A 16,884-nucleotide genomic window follows, 5' to 3' on the forward strand; every position below is an offset into this window, starting at 1 on the left:
ATGAGAACAACACTTTTAATAATTGCATTAGCAATGTTTGTTTCTTGTAAACCAGAAACAAAAAAAGAGCAAAAAACAGAAAATAATAACGAAGTACTTCAACCTATTTCAGATAGTGATTTAGAAACAGCTATTATTTATGAAGCCAATATCCGTCAATATTCTCCTGAAGGTACGTTCAATGAGTTTACAAAAGACATTCCTAAATTAAAGGAATTAGGAGTTAAAATTATTTGGTTAATGCCTATTTATCCAATTTCTACTACAAAGAGTAAAGGTACTTTAGGAAGTTATTATGCAATTTCAGATTATACTAAAGTAAATCCTGAATTTGGAGAGATTACTGATGTAGAAAATTTAATTAAAACTGCTCACAAAAATGGAATGTATGTAATTTTAGATTGGGTTGCAAACCATACAGGATGGGATCACGTTTGGTTAAAAGAACATCCTGAATATTATACTAAAAATGAAAAGGGTGAAATTACACATACGGTTGGGACTGATTGGACAGATGTTGCAGATTTAAATTATGATAATTTAGAAATGAGAGCAGAAATGCTGAAAGATATGAAATACTGGGTGGAAGAGCTTGATGTTGATGGGTTTAGGTGTGATGTTGCTGGAATGGTTCCTGTTGATTTTTGGGAACATACGGTTGCTGAATTAAATAAAGTAAAACCAATATTTATGTTGGCAGAAGCTTGGGAGCCTAATTTAATGGAAAATGCTTTTGATATGGCGTATGGTTGGGATACACATCATAAAATGAACCATATAGCTCAAGGAAAAGAGAATGTAAAAAATTGGGATGATAGGATGATTCAAATAGACACCATGTATCAATCTGATGATATCTTGATGAATTTTATAACTAACCATGATGAAAACTCCTGGAATGGTACGGTTAAAGAACGTTTGGGAGCAGCATCAGAAGTTATGTTAGCATTAGCTTATTGTGCGCCAGGAATGCCTCTAATTTATAGTGGACAAGAGTATGATATGGATAAAAGATTGTTGTTCTTTGAAAAAGATACGATTATTAAAACTAAAGGAAAAGTTTGGCCACTAATGCAAAAGTTAGCTGAATTAAAACTTAGTAATCAAGCATTGCATGGAGGTAAAAATGCAGCTTCATATACTAAAATTAAAACTTCAAGTCCTGAGGATATTTTAATTTTTTCACGACAAAAAGGTCAAGATAAAATTACTTTTATGGCTAATTTATCAAAAATGGAGGTGGCTTTTACAACGGAAAAAGAAGGGGTCTCTGTAGATTATTTTACTAATGAAAAAGTGACTTTTTCAAAAGATAAAACTCAAACTTTAAAAGCATGGGAATATAAAATTTTAATTGATTAAAATGAATGTAAAATTCTGATAAATAATTAATTACAATTTTAAAAAGGAAGTTATTTTACTTCCTTTTTTTAGCGATTACTACGAAATCGTTTTAGTGAATATTAGTCCTTTTAGTAGGAAAAAAAACCATTTAAAAGTAACTTTGAACTATAATTTTAACTAATGAATGAACCAATAAAAAAGATCGCAGTTTTAACATCAGGAGGAGACGCTCCGGGGATGAATGCAGCAATTAGAGCCGTTGTTAGAGCCTGTACTTATTATAGAATTGAATGTGTAGGTGTTTATAGAGGATATCAAGGACTGATTGAAGGTGATTTTAAAACGCTTTCAGCACGCCATGTAAGTAATATAATTAATAAAGGAGGAACTATTTTAAAATCAGCAAGATCTCAAGAATTTAAAACAACTGAAGGAAGAGCTAAGGCTTTTCAAAATTTAAAAGAAGCTGGTATAGGAGCAATAGTTCTTATTGGAGGAGATGGAACTTTTACAGGAGGATTAAAATTTATCGAAGAATATAATTTTCCAGTAGTTGGAATTCCAGGTACAATTGATAATGATATTTACGGAACAGATAACACTATTGGCTACGATACAGCTTTAAATACAGTTGTAGAAGTTATAGATAAAATTAGAGATACTGCAAGTTCTCATAACAGATTGTTCTTTATTGAAGTTATGGGAAGAGATGCTGGTTTTATTGCATTAAACTCTGGAATTGGAGCTGGAGCGGAAGAAATATTAATTCCTGAAAAGAATTTAGGACTAGAACGTTTGGTAGACTCTCTTAAGAAAAGTAAAGATAAAGGAAAAACATCAAGTATTGTGGTGGTTTCTGAAGGAGATAAAATTGGTAAAAATGTTTTTGAATTAGCCGATTATATCAATGATAATTTTCCTCATTATGATATAAGAGTATCGGTTTTAGGACATATGCAAAGAGGTGGTTCTCCAAGTTGTTTTGATAGAGTATTGGCTAGTAGATTAGGAGTTGCAGCAGTAGAAGCTTTACTAGATAGATCTACAGGAGTAATGGTTGGTATTACTAATAATGAAGTGTCAACAGTTGGCTTGAATAAAGCCATTAAAATGAACCACGATATTAACGAAGAATTACTAAAAGTAGCTGAAATAACTTCAGTATAGATTGAATAATAAATAAAAATAATAAGAAATGTCAACAGTAAAAATAGGGATTAACGGTTTTGGAAGAATAGGACGTATTGCTTTTAGAGTAGCAATGAGCAGACCAAACGTTGAAGTAGTAGGGATTAATGATTTATTAGATGTAAATCATTTAGCATATTTATTAAAATATGATTCTGTTCACGGAAAATTTAATGGAACAGTAGAAGTAAGTAATGGGAATTTAGTAGTAAATGGTAAAGAAATTAGAGTTACTGCTGAACGTAATCCAGAAGATTTAAAATGGGATGCAATTGGAGCAGAAATCGTTTTAGATTGCACAGGTATTTTCACAAGCTTAGAAGGTGCGCAAAAACACATTACAGCAGGTGCCAAAAAAGTAGCAATCTCAGCTCCTTCAGCTGATGCTCCAATGTTTGTAATGGGTGTTAACCATAAAGAAATTACAGCTGATAATACGATTGTATCTAACGCATCTTGTACTACAAACTGTTTGGCTCCATTAGCAAAAGTAATTAATGATAACTTTGGAATTGTTGAAGGTTTAATGACCACAGTTCACGCTACTACAGCTACACAATTAACCGTAGATGGACCTTCAAGAAAAGACTGGAGAGGTGGTAGAAGTGCTTTAACAAATATCATTCCTTCATCAACTGGTGCAGCTAAAGCTGTAGGTAAAGTAATTCCAGAATTAAACGGAAAATTAACAGGAATGTCCTTCAGAATTCCAACCGCTGATGTATCAGTTGTAGATTTAACTGTTAGAACAGAAAAACCAGCCACTTTTGAAGAGGTAAAAGCTGCTTTAAAAGCTGCTTCTGAGAATGATTTAGCAGGTGTTTTAGGATATACTGATGAAGCTGTAGTATCTCAAGATTTTGTATCAGAACCAAGAACCAGTGTTTTTGATGCTGAAGCAAGTATTGCTTTAAATGATAATTTCTTTAAATTAGTATCTTGGTACGATAACGAATTTGGGTATTCAACTAAATTAGTAGATTTAGCAGAATATATTTATTCAGTTAAATAATTTAAAATATAGAAAAATGATTCTAATAGCAGATGGAGGTTCTACCAAAGCAGACTGGATTTTACTTGATAAAGAAGGAAATCAAGTGCTTAAAACTAGAACAAAAGGATTGAATCCTGCGGTTTTCAGTGAAGATTTATTAATTACTAGAATTAATGAAAATGAAGATTTAGTTAATTATAAAGATAAAATTACCAATGTTTATTTTTATGGAGCTGGTTGTGGAACACCAAAACCAACGGCACTTTTGAAAGCTATATTTGAATCATTTTTCAAAAATGCAGAAGTTGATGTAAAAGAAGATACTTATGCAGCAACTTTTGCAGTTACAAATGAACCAGGATTGGTTTGTATTTTAGGGACAGGATCTAATAGTAGTTATTTTGATGGCGAAAATGTAGATTGTAGAATTCCTTCTTTAGGATATGTGGTTATGGATGAAGCAAGTGGTAATTATTTTGGTAAAAAATTGATTAGAGACTACTTTTACCATAAAATGCCGAGTGATTTAGCCAAAAAGTTTGAAAAGGACTTTAATTTAGATGCTGATACCATTAAAAGAAATATCTATAAAGAGCCAAATCCAAATACCTATTTAGCGCATTTTGCAGAGTTTATGTTGAGAAGTGAAAGAAACTGTTATTTCAATAAAGTACTTCATAAAGGAATGAAAGACTTTTTTAAAAATAGAATTTTACCTTTCCCTGAATCTAAACATGTACCCGTACATTTTGTAGGATCTATAGCATATTTTGCTCAAGATATTATAAAAGATGTGGCAAGGTATCATATGATAAAGCTTGGAAATATAATACAAAGACCCATTGATGGTTTAATTGAATATCATAGAAAAAAACTAAAATTAGAACAAGTCTAATACTCGTTCTAAAGCCATACCTCTGGATCCTTTAATAAGGATTGTAGAGTTATTATAATTTAAATAATTGATTGAACATTTGAAAGCGTCAAAGCTTTCATAAACAAAGGCATTTTTTACAGTTGTTGTAGAAAATGCCTTTCCTATTAAATGAATTTCTGAAAAGTTATATGAACTAGCCAATTCTGCTATTTTTTGATGTTCTACCCAACTTGTTTCACCCAGCTCAAACATATCTCCAAGAATTACAATTTTTTTGTTGCTAGTTGTAATTTGATTAAAGTTTTCTAAGGCAGCAGTCATACTACTAGGATTTGCATTGTAAGCATCTAAAATTATTTTAGTAGTATTTTTTTCTATAATTTGAGATCGATTATTTGTTGGTAAATAATTTTCAATAGCATTTTTAATTTCTTTAGTGGTTACCTTAAAATGATTTCCAATTGCTATTGCAGCAGCAATATTGTAATAATTATAACTCCCTATCAAATTGCTTTCAATAATAAGTTTTTTAAATTTAACTTTAACAAAAGGCAATGCATTTATAAATTGAATCATAGCCTTATTGAATTCAATTAAATGTAGGCCAACAGATTGTTTAACTTGAATTTTATCATCAGTGTTTACAAATGCTGTTCCGTTGGTTTTCTTTAAAAAATTATAGAGTTCAGATTTTCCTTTAATAACACCTTCAAGACTTCCAAATCCTTCTAAATGCGCTTTTCCAAAGTTGGTAATATAACCATAGTTTGGTTCTGCTATTTTACATAAAAACTCGATTTCATTTATATGGTTTGCACCCATTTCAACAATTCCAATTTCCGTTTCAGGTGTCATTTTTAAAAGTGTAAGAGGCACACCAATATGATTGTTTAAATTTCCTAAAGTTGCAGTTGTTTTATATTTTTTTGATAATACTGAATTTATAAGCTCTTTAGTGGTGGTTTTTCCATTGCTTCCTGTTAATGATAGTATAGGAATGTTAAGCTGCTTTCTGTGAAAATTAGCTAATTCTTGTAATGTTTTTAAGGTGTTTTTAACCAATATAGTATTCGGAGAGTTATTATATTCTGATTCATCAACAATAGCGTAAGAAGCTCCACTTTTAATGGCTTGAAGAGCAAATTTATTTCCATTAAAATTTTCTCCTTTTAAGGCAAAATAGATGCTACCTTTTCTTATTTTTCTCGAGTCAGTGTCTACTAAATAGTTTTCACTATATAACTTATATAATTGTTCAATATTCATAATTAAATATAAAAAAACCTCACTGATATATCAGTGAGGTAGATAATATAATTTTTTTAATTTTTAGTATCTAATTTTTGTGGTTGTAGGCTTTCTTCTTTTGTAAGTCATTGGACCTATTCTATCAGCTGCACATCTAAAACCAATAAAGTTAGTTGCCATATATTCTGGTAAATACCTTCTTTGTGAAGGATCTAACCAATACTCTCTATCTTTCCAAGATCCACCTTTATAAACTCTAGCTTTGTCACTAATTAAAGTTGTTCTTTTTTCTGTATCATATTGTTGTTTCATCAAACCACTTTCACCAATTTCTTTAGGTTTTATTGGCGAGTTATACATTCTCGGTTTAACATCTAATTCTTCTTCATCTTGTGCATAATACTTTGTTGAAGCTAACTCACCATCTTTGGCATCTACATTATATGCTTTATCATAATTTTTTCTCATATAAGCATCTCTTTTCGAGATTGGCATATATTTTACACTTCCAGGAAGTGTTTTAGGAACTAAATTACCATTATCTAAGGTATCAAATTCTACTGTAACATCGTCAGCAATAACAACCTGCCCTTCAGCATCAATCATTTTTTTAGTAAAAATATTACCTCTAAAATAATTAAAATCATTAGCATCATTATCAATAATTGGTCTGTAAACATCTGAAACCCATTCAGCGACGTTTCCAGACATGTCATAAAGCCCAAAAGCATTTGGATCATAAGATTTTACTGCAATTGTAATATCAGCACCATCATTACTCCAACCAGGAACACCACTATAATCACCTTTACCTTGTTTAAAGTTGGCTAATTGATCTCCTTTGTATCTTTTAGATTTATTTCGGGTGTATTTTCCGCTCCAAGCATATTTTTTTCTTCCTCTTGTATTGTTATACTCTCTATCTTCAACAATCGCTTTTGCTGCATATTCCCATTCTACCTCTGTTGGTAATCTAAATTTAGCGGATAAGATTCCATCAGAAATTTTTACATGCCTTCCTGTAAATTCACCTCTAGCAGGTTTTGGATCTCCCTTAGCACGAGGTTTGTTTTCAGGTAGTCCTTTTTTATAAATAGCCTGATTGCCATCAAAAACTAAATCAGGATTTGTTAAATAAGTATCTGTGCTAAAGTTATTCTTTCCTTTAACTTCTGCATCTTCCAATTTAAAAAGAGGTTGAAGTACTCCCTTATCCATTAAAATTTTTTCGTTAACTCTATCAGTTCTCCATTTGCAATATTGGTTGGCTTGAATCCAGCTAACTCCAATAACAGGATAATCTGCATACCCAGGATGACGTAGGTAATTCTCAGTTAACAGTTCATTAAAACCAAGTACATCTCTCCAAACTAAAGTATCTGGAACTGCTGATTGATAAATATGTTCGTAGTTTGGATCACTAGGAGGAAATACTTGTTCCATCCAATCTAAATAAAATAAGTATTCTGAATTTGTAACCTCTGTTTCATCCATATAAAACGAGCGAACTTGTTGTTTGTTAGGAGTCGTATTCCAATCAAATAATACATCGTCTTGAACATGTCCCATGGTAAAAGATCCACCTTCAATTAAAACCATGCCAGGAGGAGCTTCTTGACCTTTATATTTAGTTGGTCCAGAAAAACCACCCATTTTCTTATCTTTTGAAGTCCATCCAGTAAGTGAGGTATTATTTCTTGATGTTCTATCATGACAACTCACCAATACAATAGTAACTAGTGATAAGATTGTTAACTTAGAAATATTAATTAAATTTTTAAAGTTCATTTTAAACTCATTAGGGTTTTATTTTTTCGCAATTTACATTAAATTAATTTTTTTACAAGAAATTATTTTAATAAAATACTTTCGTACTGTTTCAATAACGTATGTTTTAGCTATTTATTATATGAGAAGTTGAAGCTACTTTAAAACAGCATTGAATTTTAATAAGAGAAATTTAATATTTGGTAGTTTTTATCATTTTTGAATTTAATTTGGAACAAGAGTTATTTCTTAAAGATGAGGCTTTATTATTTTTATGCGTTTGATTTAATTTAAATTTAAACAATATAATAACTGAAGAAACGTTTATTTATTAACATAGTTTTAGTAAGTATTATACCTATTTTTTTAATCGAAAAATTGGGTCGTTTTTTAATGGAATTTTGTCAAGTTATTAAATGCTAAAAATATAGATAAAAAATAAAAAAAGCACTTATACGTCAATATTATTTAAGATATTTGTTAAGTTAAAACTAACACAATTAATGAGAAAAATTTTAATAATTACCCTTACTTTTTTTGTTGCATTTTCAAACATAAATGCACAAGATAATCCCAACCCAATAACAACTGCAGCTCCGTTTTTATTAATCGCCCCAGATGCTAGGGCAGGAGGTATGGGAGACATTGGTGTAGCAACCTCTCCTGATGCTTTTTCACAGCATTGGAATGCTTCTAAAATGGCATTTATGCCTTCGCAATTTTCAGTGGGTGTAATTTACACACCTTGGCTTCGTGAATTAACGAACGATGTTTTTTTGGGCGGGTTTTCATTTGCTAATAGAATAGATGAAAGAAGTGCTTGGGCAGCAAGTTTAAAATATTTTAATTTGGGGCAAATAGATTTAACAGATATTAATGGAGCACCAGAAGGAACCGAAAAATTAAACGAATTTTCAGTAGATGGTTCCTATTCATTAAAGTTAAGTGAAATGTATTCAATGGGGGTAACTTTACGTTATATTCGTTCTGATTTAGGGATAGAGTCAGCAAATTCTACCATAAACCCAGTAAATACATTTTCTGTAGATATTTCAGGTTATTTTCAGTCCAACGAAGCAAACTATGGAAATTTTAATGGAATTTGGAGAGGAGGTTTCAATATATCTAATATTGGGCCAAAAGTTTCCTATTCAAATGATGGTAAGGAAAACTTTATTCCAACGAATTTAAAAATTGGTGGAGGCTTCGATTTTATTTTAGACAATTATAACAAACTAAGTCTAAATTTAGAATTTAATAAATTGTTAGTTCCAACTCCAAGTATTTCTGTGAATGATAATAATCAGCCTCCTTATGTACAGGAAGATGTTAGTTTTTTTAGTGGAATTTTCAAATCTTTTGGTGATGCGCCAGATGGTTTTAGTGAAGAGTTAAAAGAATTTACTTGGGGATTAGGAGCGGAGTATATGTATGACAATGCTTTTGCCATAAGAGCAGGGTATTTTAATGAAAGTGATTTAAAAGGGGCACGTAAATACTTTACTATTGGATCAGGTTTTAAATTTAAAAGTACTAGATTAGATATTTCATATTTGTTTAATGCTTCAGATATTAATAATCCTTTAGAAAATACCCTTCGATTTTCTTTATCTTTTGATTTTGGAGACTTGTTTGAGGTAAATTAAAAATATAGAATAGTTTAATGAAAAATGTTGAAATTAAAACTCAAATTGTTGTTTATGATTCAGTAGAGGAATTGCCATATTCTGTTCAAGAATTAATGAATAAGGCAATTGAAACTAAGCGAAATGCTTACGCACCTTACTCCAAATTTAAGGTTGGCGCAGCATTATTATTAGATAACGGAAAAGTAGTTACAGGAAATAATCAAGAGAACGCAGCTTACCCATCTGGTATGTGTGCTGAACGAGTTGCTATTTGGAAAGCATCGTCTGAATACCCAAATTCAAAAGTAATTCAGTTGGCCATATCGGCAAGTTCATCAACCCAAATAACAAAAGAACCAGTAGCTCCTTGCGGTGCTTGCAGACAAACATTATCGGAATACGAAATTAAACAAGATAATAAAATAGAGGTGTTTTTTATGGGTGAAGTTGGAAAAGTTATTAAAACAAATTCTCTTTTAGATTTATTACCGATTGCTTTTGATAAATCATTTTTATAATGAAAAAAGATATTGAAAACAGAAATGATCTTTACCAACTTGTAAAATTATTTTACGTAAAATTATTAAATGATGCCGAAATGCATCATTTTTTCATTGAATTTGAAGATCCTAAAAAACTAGAGCCACATTTACAAGTATTAGTAGATTTTTGGGAAAATATTCTATTTTATACTGGTGGGTATCGTAAAAATGCTATGCAACCTCACCTAGAATTACAACCGAAAAAACCATTTCAATCTAAACACTTTAAGCGCTGGTTATCAAGTTTTAATAGTGCTGTAGATGAGCTTTATGAAGGTGAAAATAGTTTTACAATTAAATCCAGAGCACAATCGATAGCCACCGTAATGGAAATTAAAATTTCTGAGCTAAATAGCTAATTCATTTTTAAATTTGCAAACTAATTATTTATAATGAAAATGCAATCAGTAATAACAGGAACTGGAAGTTATATACCTACAATAATTAAAAAAAACGAAGATTTTTTAAACCACCAATTTTTAAATTCGGATGGCACGTCATTTCAATACGAAAATGATGTTGTAATTGAAAAATTTAAAGCAATTACAGGTATTGAAGAAAGGCGCTATGCTTCAGATGAATTGAATTCTTCTGACTTAGGTTTTTTTGCTGCTGAAAAGGCAATTGCTGATGCTAAAATTGATAAAGAAGAGCTAGATTATATCATTTTAGCACATAATTTTGGAGATGTTAATAGCAAAACTACACAAAGTGATATTTTACCAAGTTTAGCTTCTAGGGTAAAATTTAGATTAGGAATTAAAAACCCTAACTGTGTAGCTTACGATATTTTATTTGGATGCCCTGGCTGGGTACAAGGAGTTATTCAGGCAGAAGCCTATATAAAATCAGGAATAGCTAAAAAATGTTTAGTTATAGGAACGGAAACTTTATCAAGAGTATTGGATGATAATGATAGAGATTCGATGATATATTCTGATGGTGCTGGAGCTTGTGTAATAGAAGCTGTAGAAGGTAATCAGGAAACTGGAATTTTAAGTCATGCTGCTCAAACCAATACACTTGATGAGTGTTATTATTTATTTTTTGGTAAATCATACAATGAAAATGATAAGACTGATACGCGGTATATAAAAATGCACGGAAGAAAAATTTATGAATATGGGTTATCAAATGTTCCTTTAGCAATGAAAAAAGCACTTGATAAAAGTGGAGTTGATATTTCTGAAGTAAAAAAAGTTTTTATTCACCAAGCAAATGAAAAAATGGACGAAGCTATTATAAAACGTTTTTATCGTTTATTTAAAACAAAAGTTCCAAAAAATGTAATGCCAATGAGTATACATAAGTTGGGAAATAGTTCTGTAGCAACAGTGCCTACTTTATTTGATTTGGTGAAAAACGGAAAAATAGAAGAACAAGAAATTCATAAAGGTGATGTTGTAATTTTTGCATCTGTGGGTGCAGGTATGAATATTAATGCTATAGTTTATAGGTATTAAGATTTATAAATATTTTGTGTTAAATTATTTTTCTTCATTAACAGTTTCTGAAGCATTATTTTCTTCAGTATGATTTTCTTTGAATAAATCTAAAATGGCATCGGCTAAATAATCTAAAATATTAGAAGCTGTAAATGTTTCATAACCAGTTTCTTCTATGGCAATATCGGCTGTTTTTCCATGTAAGTAAACACCCAAAATAGCAGCGTTTAAAGGCTCGTATTTTTGGGCAATAAGCCCTGTTATTATTCCTGTTAATACATCACCACTTCCAGCTGTAGCTAATGCGGGATTTCCTGTTGAATTTACATACAAATTTTCTTTATCTACAATTACAGTATGTGCGCCTTTTATAACAACTATAATTTGATGTTTTATAGAAAATTCAATGGTTTTGTTCAGTTTATCAAAGTCATTTTCCCAAACTCCAATCAATCGTTCTAATTCTTTAGGATGTGGGGTTAAAATAGAATTTTTTGGTAAAAAGTTAATCAATTCTTTTTGATCGGCTAGTATATTAATGGCATCGGCATCCACAACTAATGGTAACTGATTTTCTTTTAAAAAGTTTTCAAAACCTTTGACCGTTTTTTCAGCTGTTCCCATGCCAGGTCCAACACCTATAACTGTTGCTTTAGTTTTAAAATTAAAATAAGTTAAAACTTGGTCACTATCCACTTCTACCATTGCTTCTGGAATTGCTGTTTGAACAATTGAATAACCACATTTAGGTAAATAAATAGATACCAATCCACTACCAATTTTTAATGCTGCTTTAGAAGCTAAAGAAATGGCGCCTATTTTACCAAAACTGCCACCAATTAATAGTGAATGACCTAAATCTCCTTTATGATCCCATTTATTACGTGTTTTATATAATTGTAAAATATCATCTTTTAAAATGTAATGTATGTTTGGTTGAAGACTGGCAATAAATTCTTGATCTAAACCAATATCAATGACTTCCCAAGTGTTTAAATAATCTTTATTCTCAGGAAGTAAAAAAGCTAATTTAGGTGTTTGAAATGTTAATACGTGACCTGCTTTTAAAACTGTACTTTTATCATTTACAGATTTATCAGAAAATAATCCAGAAGGAAAATCAATTGCTAATGAAAATACTTTTGTGCTATTGATGTATTGTATCAGTTTTTTAGTAAAGCCTTTTGGGTTTCTAGTTAATCCATTTCCAAAAATAGCATCAATAACAATATCTTCAAAATCTACCCTAGGAAAGTCACTTTCACCGTTAATTATTTGTGGCCACTCTCCAAGTTCTTTTAAACGATTGTAATTTGTTAAAAACTCATCAGTTCTTTTATCGCTAAAATTTACAACATAACATTTTACATGATATCCATGTTGCAACAAATGCCTTGCAATTACCAATCCGTCACCTCCATTATTTCCAATACCACAAAATACATGAATTGGTATATTTTGACCTTGTAATCGTTGATGTAGCCATTGAAAACAAAGTATAGAAGCATGTTCCATTAATGAGATAGAAGTTATCCCTTTGCTTTTTATGGTGGCATTGTCAGCTTCTTTTAGTTGTTTTGAATTGAGAATATACATTGGTAGTTTTATTGATTAAAATTAAAAACCGCTAGCTTATTTTCAACAATATTAGTGTTAGAAATTAAAACTAGCGGTTATTTTTATGTTTTAATATTTTTTAGCCTTTATAAACACCCATATTACAGTATTTATCCATACGTTGTTTAATAAGTTCATCAACAGATAAATCTTTTAATTCTTTATATGCTTTGATAATGGCTTTTTCAACTTCTTTAAAGGCATTTTCACGATCGTAATGTGCACCTCCAAGAGGTTCTTTGATAATGCCGTCAATTAATTTTTGTTTTTTCATATCGGCAGCTGTAAGTTTCAGTGCTTCAGCAGCTTCTTCTTTATGTTCCCAACTTCTCCATAAAATTGATGAGCAAGATTCAGGAGATATTACTGTGTACCAAGTATTCTCCATCATATAAACTCTATCTCCAACACCAATTCCTACAGCACCTCCAGAGGCACCTTCACCAATAACAATGGTAATAATTGGAGTTTTTAATTTAGTCATTTCAAAAATATTTCTGGCTATTGCTTCACCTTGCCCACGTTCTTCAGCTTCTAAACCAGGATATGCTCCAGGGGTATCTAATAAAGTTACAACAGGAATTCCGAACTTTTCTGCCATTTTCATAAGCCTTAACGCTTTTCTGTATCCTTCAGGATTTGACATTCCAAAATTTCTATATTGGCGTGTTTTAGTATTGTACCCTTTTTGTTGTCCAATAAACATAAATGATTGATCTCCAATTTTACCTAAACCTCCAATCATTGCTTTGTCATCTTTTACGGTTCTATCTCCATGAAGTTCCATAAAAGTGTTTCCAGCTAAATAGTTAATATGATCTAGAGTGTAAGGTCTGTTTGGATGACGAGATAATTGTACTCTTTGCCAAGCAGTTAAATTTTTATAAATATCACTTTTTGTTTTAATTAGTTTTTTTTCAATGTTTTTGCAACTTTCAGTTACATCAACATCACTTTCTTTACCAATTAGTTGGCATTTATCTAATTGTTCTTCTAACTCTTTAATTGGTAATTCAAAATCTAAATATTCCATAATTTTTAGGTTTGGATGTAACTACAAATATAGTAACTTCTAATTTTAAGAGGTTAATTTTTGTTTATTTTTATTTTTTAAAATTCCATTAATCACTACAGTAAATAATATAATTAGTGCTCCAATATAAAATTGAGGGCTCATTTTTTCTTTTTCACCGAAGATTAAAACTGCTAAGATTATCCCGTAAACGGGCTCTAAATTAATGGTGAGCATTACAGTATATGGAGTTAAATATTTCATTATTTTTACTGAAGCTATAAAAGCATATGCTGTACAAATGCTACTGAGTATAAATAGATAAATAATATCTGTTTTATTTAAGCTGAAATCTTTAATTGTAAATCCTGAAGTAGCAAAAATATAAATGGTAATAAAAACAACACCAAATAATAATTGATAAAATGAAATAGTATCAGCATTGTACTGTTTTATAAATAATCCATTTAATACAGTAAATAAAGCAGATAAAAAAGAAGCAATTAATGCATAAATAATTCCAAGTGTATATTCCGTTTCAACATTAAAAATTAAGTAAAGACCAGAGATCACAATAAGACCAAATAATAACTCAAGAAAAATTAGTTTTCTTCTAAAAAATATAGGTTCAATAAGTGATGTAAATAATGCTCCAGTACTCATAGCAACCAATGCAACAGATACATTTGAAACTTTTATAGCTGTAAAAAAAGCAATCCAATGCAGAGCTATAATTGTACCGCTAATAAAAAATTTAATGATTGCTTTAGGAGTGATTTTTAAATTTTTATTTTTTAATAAAAAATAAATAAGTACAAAAATTACAGCAAATAACATTCTGTACCATACTAAAGGTATTGCATTAATGCTTATTAGTGCACCTAAAATTGCAGTAAACCCCCAAATAAAAACTATAAAATGGAGGTGGAGATAATTTTTAATTTCAGTTTTTAGCATTTTTAAAGTATAAGTATATAGCTAAGCCTCCAAACGTTATATTGGGTAGCCATACCATAAAAAATGAATTAGTATCGGCTCCAGCCCCTAATACCTCAGCAATTTTAAGGAAAAAAACATAAATAAACATTAAGGATATACCAATTGCTAAATTTACACCCATTCCACCACGTCTTTTTTTAGCTGCTAGCGCAACTGCAATAAAGGTTAAGATATAGGAAGATATAGGTAAACTAGTTCTTTTATGAAACTCTACTAAATAGGTGTTTAAATTTCCAATACCTCTTTCTCGTGATTGTTTAATAAATTCATTTAATTTTACAGAATTCATTTCCTTTGCCATATAATCTACATTTACTAAATCTTTTGGTGTAAAATTAAAAGTAGTATCTAATTTGGTACCTGATTCAATAATATCTTTATCTTTTAAAATAGTTCTTTTAGTATATGTTAACAGCTGAAAAGTACTATCATTTGGTTTCCATTTAATGTTGTTGGATGAGAGTTTATATTTAAGTTTTATACCATCAAATTTTTGGTAGGTAAAGAAATAACCAGTATTATTTTCGACTCTATAATTCTTTAAAAAAATATAGTCGTTAGGACCTAGTTGTAAATTAATATTGGTTAAATAGGTATCGTTTATTTTTTTCTTTTTTAAATACGTTCTGTTAAATTCTTCAAAAATTTTATTACTACTAGGAACCACAAAATGGTTCATAAATAGTGAAAATAAGGTTACTAGTGTTGCACCTATAAAATAAGGTTTTAGAAAGCGAGTAAAAGATATTTTTGCAGAATGAATGGCAATAATTTCTGTATTTCCAGCCAATTTGGATGTGAAAAAAATCACAGCAATAAATAAAGCTAAAGGCATAAACGTATTCCCATAAATAATTACAAAGTTTACATAGTAATCTCTTATAATTTCACCTACCGATAAATCGGCATGTCTTAAAAATCTATCAACTTTTTCAGAAACGTCAATGGCAATAGCTATAGGAATTAACAATACTAATACCAATGCAAATGAACTTAAATATTTTTTTAATATGTATTTGTCTAGTATTCTCAATTTAAAAGGTTAAGTATAATTACAAACGTTTGTCCATTTGTTTTACCATACGGTTTTTCCATTCGGTAAAATCTCCTGCTAATATATGCTTTCTTGCTTCACGAACCAACCATAAATAAAAACCTAAATTATGGATGGAAGCTATTTGTTTTCCTAAAAGTTCTTTTGAAGCAAATAAGTGACGTAAATAAGCTTTAGAATACATAGTGTCAACGAAGGTAATTCCCATCTCATCAATAGGCGAGAAGTCATTTTCCCATTTTTTATTTTTAATATTAATGCTTCCATGTGCTGTAAAAAGCATTCCATTACGAGCGTTTCTTGTTGGCATTACACAGTCGAACATATCAATTCCAAGCGCAATATTTTCTAATATATTGATAGGAGTTCCTACTCCCATCAAATATCGTGGTTTGTCTTCAGGTAAAATCGCCGTTACAATTTCTGTCATTTCATACATTTCTTCAGCAGGTTCCCCAACTGAAAGCCCTCCAATTGCATTTCCTTCGGCTTCAACTGAAGCGATAAACTCTGCAGATTGTTTTCTTAAATCTTTATAAGTACTTCCTTGTACAATTGGAAATAAGGTTTGACTGTAGTTATATTTATAAGGTGTTTTTTCTAAATGTGTAACACATCTCTTTAACCACCTATGTGTCATATGCATTGAACGTTTGGCGTAGTTATACTCACAAGGGTAGGGTGTACATTCATCAAATGCCATAATAATGTCTGCACCAATACTGCGTTGGATTTCCATTACGTTTTCAGGAGTAAACGTATGGTATGATCCGTCAATATGACTTTTAAATTTAACACCTTCTTCGGTAATTTTTCTTCTTTGAGAAAGTGAATATACTTGGTAACCACCACTATCGGTTAAAATATTTCTATCCCAATTCATAAATTTATGTAACCCACCAGCTTGTTCTAAAATTTTGGTTTGTGGGCGGAGGTATAAATGATAAGTGTTTCCTAAAATAATATCAGGATTGATTTCATTTTTAAGTTCAGTTTGATGGACACCTTTTACGGTTCCAACTGTACCTACTGGCATAAATATAGGTGTTTCAATAGTGCCGTGATCGGTTGTGATAACTCCTGCTCTTGCTTTGCTTTGAGCATCTTTATTTTTTAATTCAAATTGCATAGTCGGCAAAGATACTGAATAGGTTGGTTTGAAAAAAAAT

General features: G+C 30.4%; 15 protein-coding genes. 8 read left to right on the forward strand and 7 right to left on the reverse strand.

Annotated elements, in window-relative coordinates; translation table 11 throughout:
• From Q0714_RS13630 to Q0714_RS13645, 4 genes are all read left to right on the forward strand, one after another.
• A complete protein-coding gene (locus Q0714_RS13630; protein WP_298265997.1) occupies positions 1 to 1,362 on the forward strand; it encodes an alpha-amylase family glycosyl hydrolase in 1,362 nt (453 codons plus the stop codon).
• 162 nt (positions 1,363 to 1,524) lie between these two features.
• Positions 1,525 to 2,511 carry a 6-phosphofructokinase gene (gene pfkA, locus Q0714_RS13635; protein ID WP_298265999.1) on the forward strand — a complete coding sequence of 329 codons (987 nt, stop codon included), beginning with the start codon at positions 1,525 to 1,527 and terminating at the stop codon, positions 2,509 to 2,511.
• 28 nt (positions 2,512 to 2,539) lie between these two features.
• Entirely contained in the window at positions 2,540 to 3,544 is a 1,005-nt protein-coding gene (gene gap / locus Q0714_RS13640) for a type I glyceraldehyde-3-phosphate dehydrogenase (RefSeq protein WP_298266001.1), read from the forward strand.
• Positions 3,545 to 3,560: 16 nt separating this feature from the next.
• Positions 3,561 to 4,421 (forward strand): N-acetylglucosamine kinase, encoded by an 861-nt coding sequence (locus tag Q0714_RS13645; protein ID WP_298266004.1) that lies wholly within the window; start codon positions 3,561 to 3,563, stop codon positions 4,419 to 4,421.
• Here the strand turns inward: Q0714_RS13645 and murF are convergent.
• A complete protein-coding gene (gene murF, locus Q0714_RS13650) occupies positions 4,407 to 5,669 on the reverse strand; it encodes a UDP-N-acetylmuramoyl-tripeptide--D-alanyl-D-alanine ligase (protein ID WP_298266006.1) in 1,263 nt (420 codons plus the stop codon). The genes Q0714_RS13645 and murF overlap by 15 nt on opposite strands.
• 63 nt (positions 5,670 to 5,732) lie before the next feature.
• On the reverse strand, positions 5,733 to 7,439 hold the full coding sequence (gldJ, locus tag Q0714_RS13655; protein ID WP_298266009.1) for a gliding motility lipoprotein GldJ: 1,707 nt from the start codon (positions 7,437 to 7,439) through the stop codon (positions 5,733 to 5,735).
• Between the two features lie 482 nt (positions 7,440 to 7,921).
• Between gldJ and porV the strand changes: the two genes are divergently transcribed.
• The 4 genes from porV to Q0714_RS13675 are packed head-to-tail and all read left to right on the forward strand — an operon-like array spanning position 7,922 to position 11,051.
• Positions 7,922 to 9,064 (forward strand): type IX secretion system outer membrane channel protein PorV, encoded by a 1,143-nt coding sequence (gene porV / locus Q0714_RS13660; RefSeq protein WP_298266011.1) that lies wholly within the window; start codon positions 7,922 to 7,924, stop codon positions 9,062 to 9,064.
• A 17-nt stretch (positions 9,065 to 9,081) separates the two neighbouring features.
• Positions 9,082 to 9,564 (forward strand): cytidine deaminase, encoded by a 483-nt coding sequence (cdd, locus tag Q0714_RS13665; RefSeq protein WP_298266013.1) that lies wholly within the window; start codon positions 9,082 to 9,084, stop codon positions 9,562 to 9,564.
• Positions 9,564 to 9,947, forward strand: coding sequence for a group III truncated hemoglobin (locus Q0714_RS13670; protein ID WP_298266015.1), 384 nt, complete (start codon positions 9,564 to 9,566; stop codon positions 9,945 to 9,947). Before cdd ends, Q0714_RS13670 begins: the two co-directional genes overlap by 1 nt.
• A 39-nt stretch (positions 9,948 to 9,986) precedes the next feature.
• On the forward strand, positions 9,987 to 11,051 hold the full coding sequence (locus Q0714_RS13675; RefSeq protein ID WP_298266017.1) for a 3-oxoacyl-ACP synthase III family protein: 1,065 nt from the start codon (positions 9,987 to 9,989) through the stop codon (positions 11,049 to 11,051).
• 24 nt (positions 11,052 to 11,075) lie between these two features.
• Here the strand turns inward: Q0714_RS13675 and Q0714_RS13680 are convergent, their stop codons facing one another.
• The 5 genes from Q0714_RS13680 to tgt form a co-directional block, all read right to left on the reverse strand.
• Positions 11,076 to 12,629: an NAD(P)H-hydrate dehydratase gene (locus tag Q0714_RS13680; protein ID WP_298266019.1), complete on the reverse strand. Its 1,554-nt coding sequence runs from the start codon at positions 12,627 to 12,629 to the stop codon at positions 11,076 to 11,078.
• Between the two features lie 100 nt (positions 12,630 to 12,729).
• Positions 12,730 to 13,683 carry an acetyl-CoA carboxylase carboxyltransferase subunit alpha gene (locus tag Q0714_RS13685; RefSeq protein ID WP_298266021.1) on the reverse strand — a complete coding sequence of 318 codons (954 nt, stop codon included), beginning with the start codon at positions 13,681 to 13,683 and terminating at the stop codon, positions 12,730 to 12,732.
• 45 nt (positions 13,684 to 13,728) lie between these two features.
• Positions 13,729 to 14,619, reverse strand: a complete 891-nt coding sequence (locus tag Q0714_RS13690; RefSeq protein WP_298266023.1) for an EamA family transporter — start codon at positions 14,617 to 14,619, stop codon at positions 13,729 to 13,731.
• A complete protein-coding gene (locus Q0714_RS13695) occupies positions 14,606 to 15,694 on the reverse strand; it encodes an LptF/LptG family permease (RefSeq protein WP_298266024.1) in 1,089 nt (362 codons plus the stop codon). The genes Q0714_RS13690 and Q0714_RS13695 overlap by 14 nt, the downstream gene beginning before the upstream one ends.
• A 19-nt stretch (positions 15,695 to 15,713) precedes the next feature.
• A complete protein-coding gene (gene tgt, locus Q0714_RS13700) occupies positions 15,714 to 16,844 on the reverse strand; it encodes a tRNA guanosine(34) transglycosylase Tgt (protein ID WP_298266026.1) in 1,131 nt (376 codons plus the stop codon).
• Positions 16,845 to 16,884: the final 40 nt, after the last annotated feature.

This window comes from uncultured Lutibacter sp. (assembly GCF_947493565.1).
GTDB classification, from domain to species: domain Bacteria; phylum Bacteroidota; class Bacteroidia; order Flavobacteriales; family Flavobacteriaceae; genus Lutibacter; species Lutibacter aestuarii.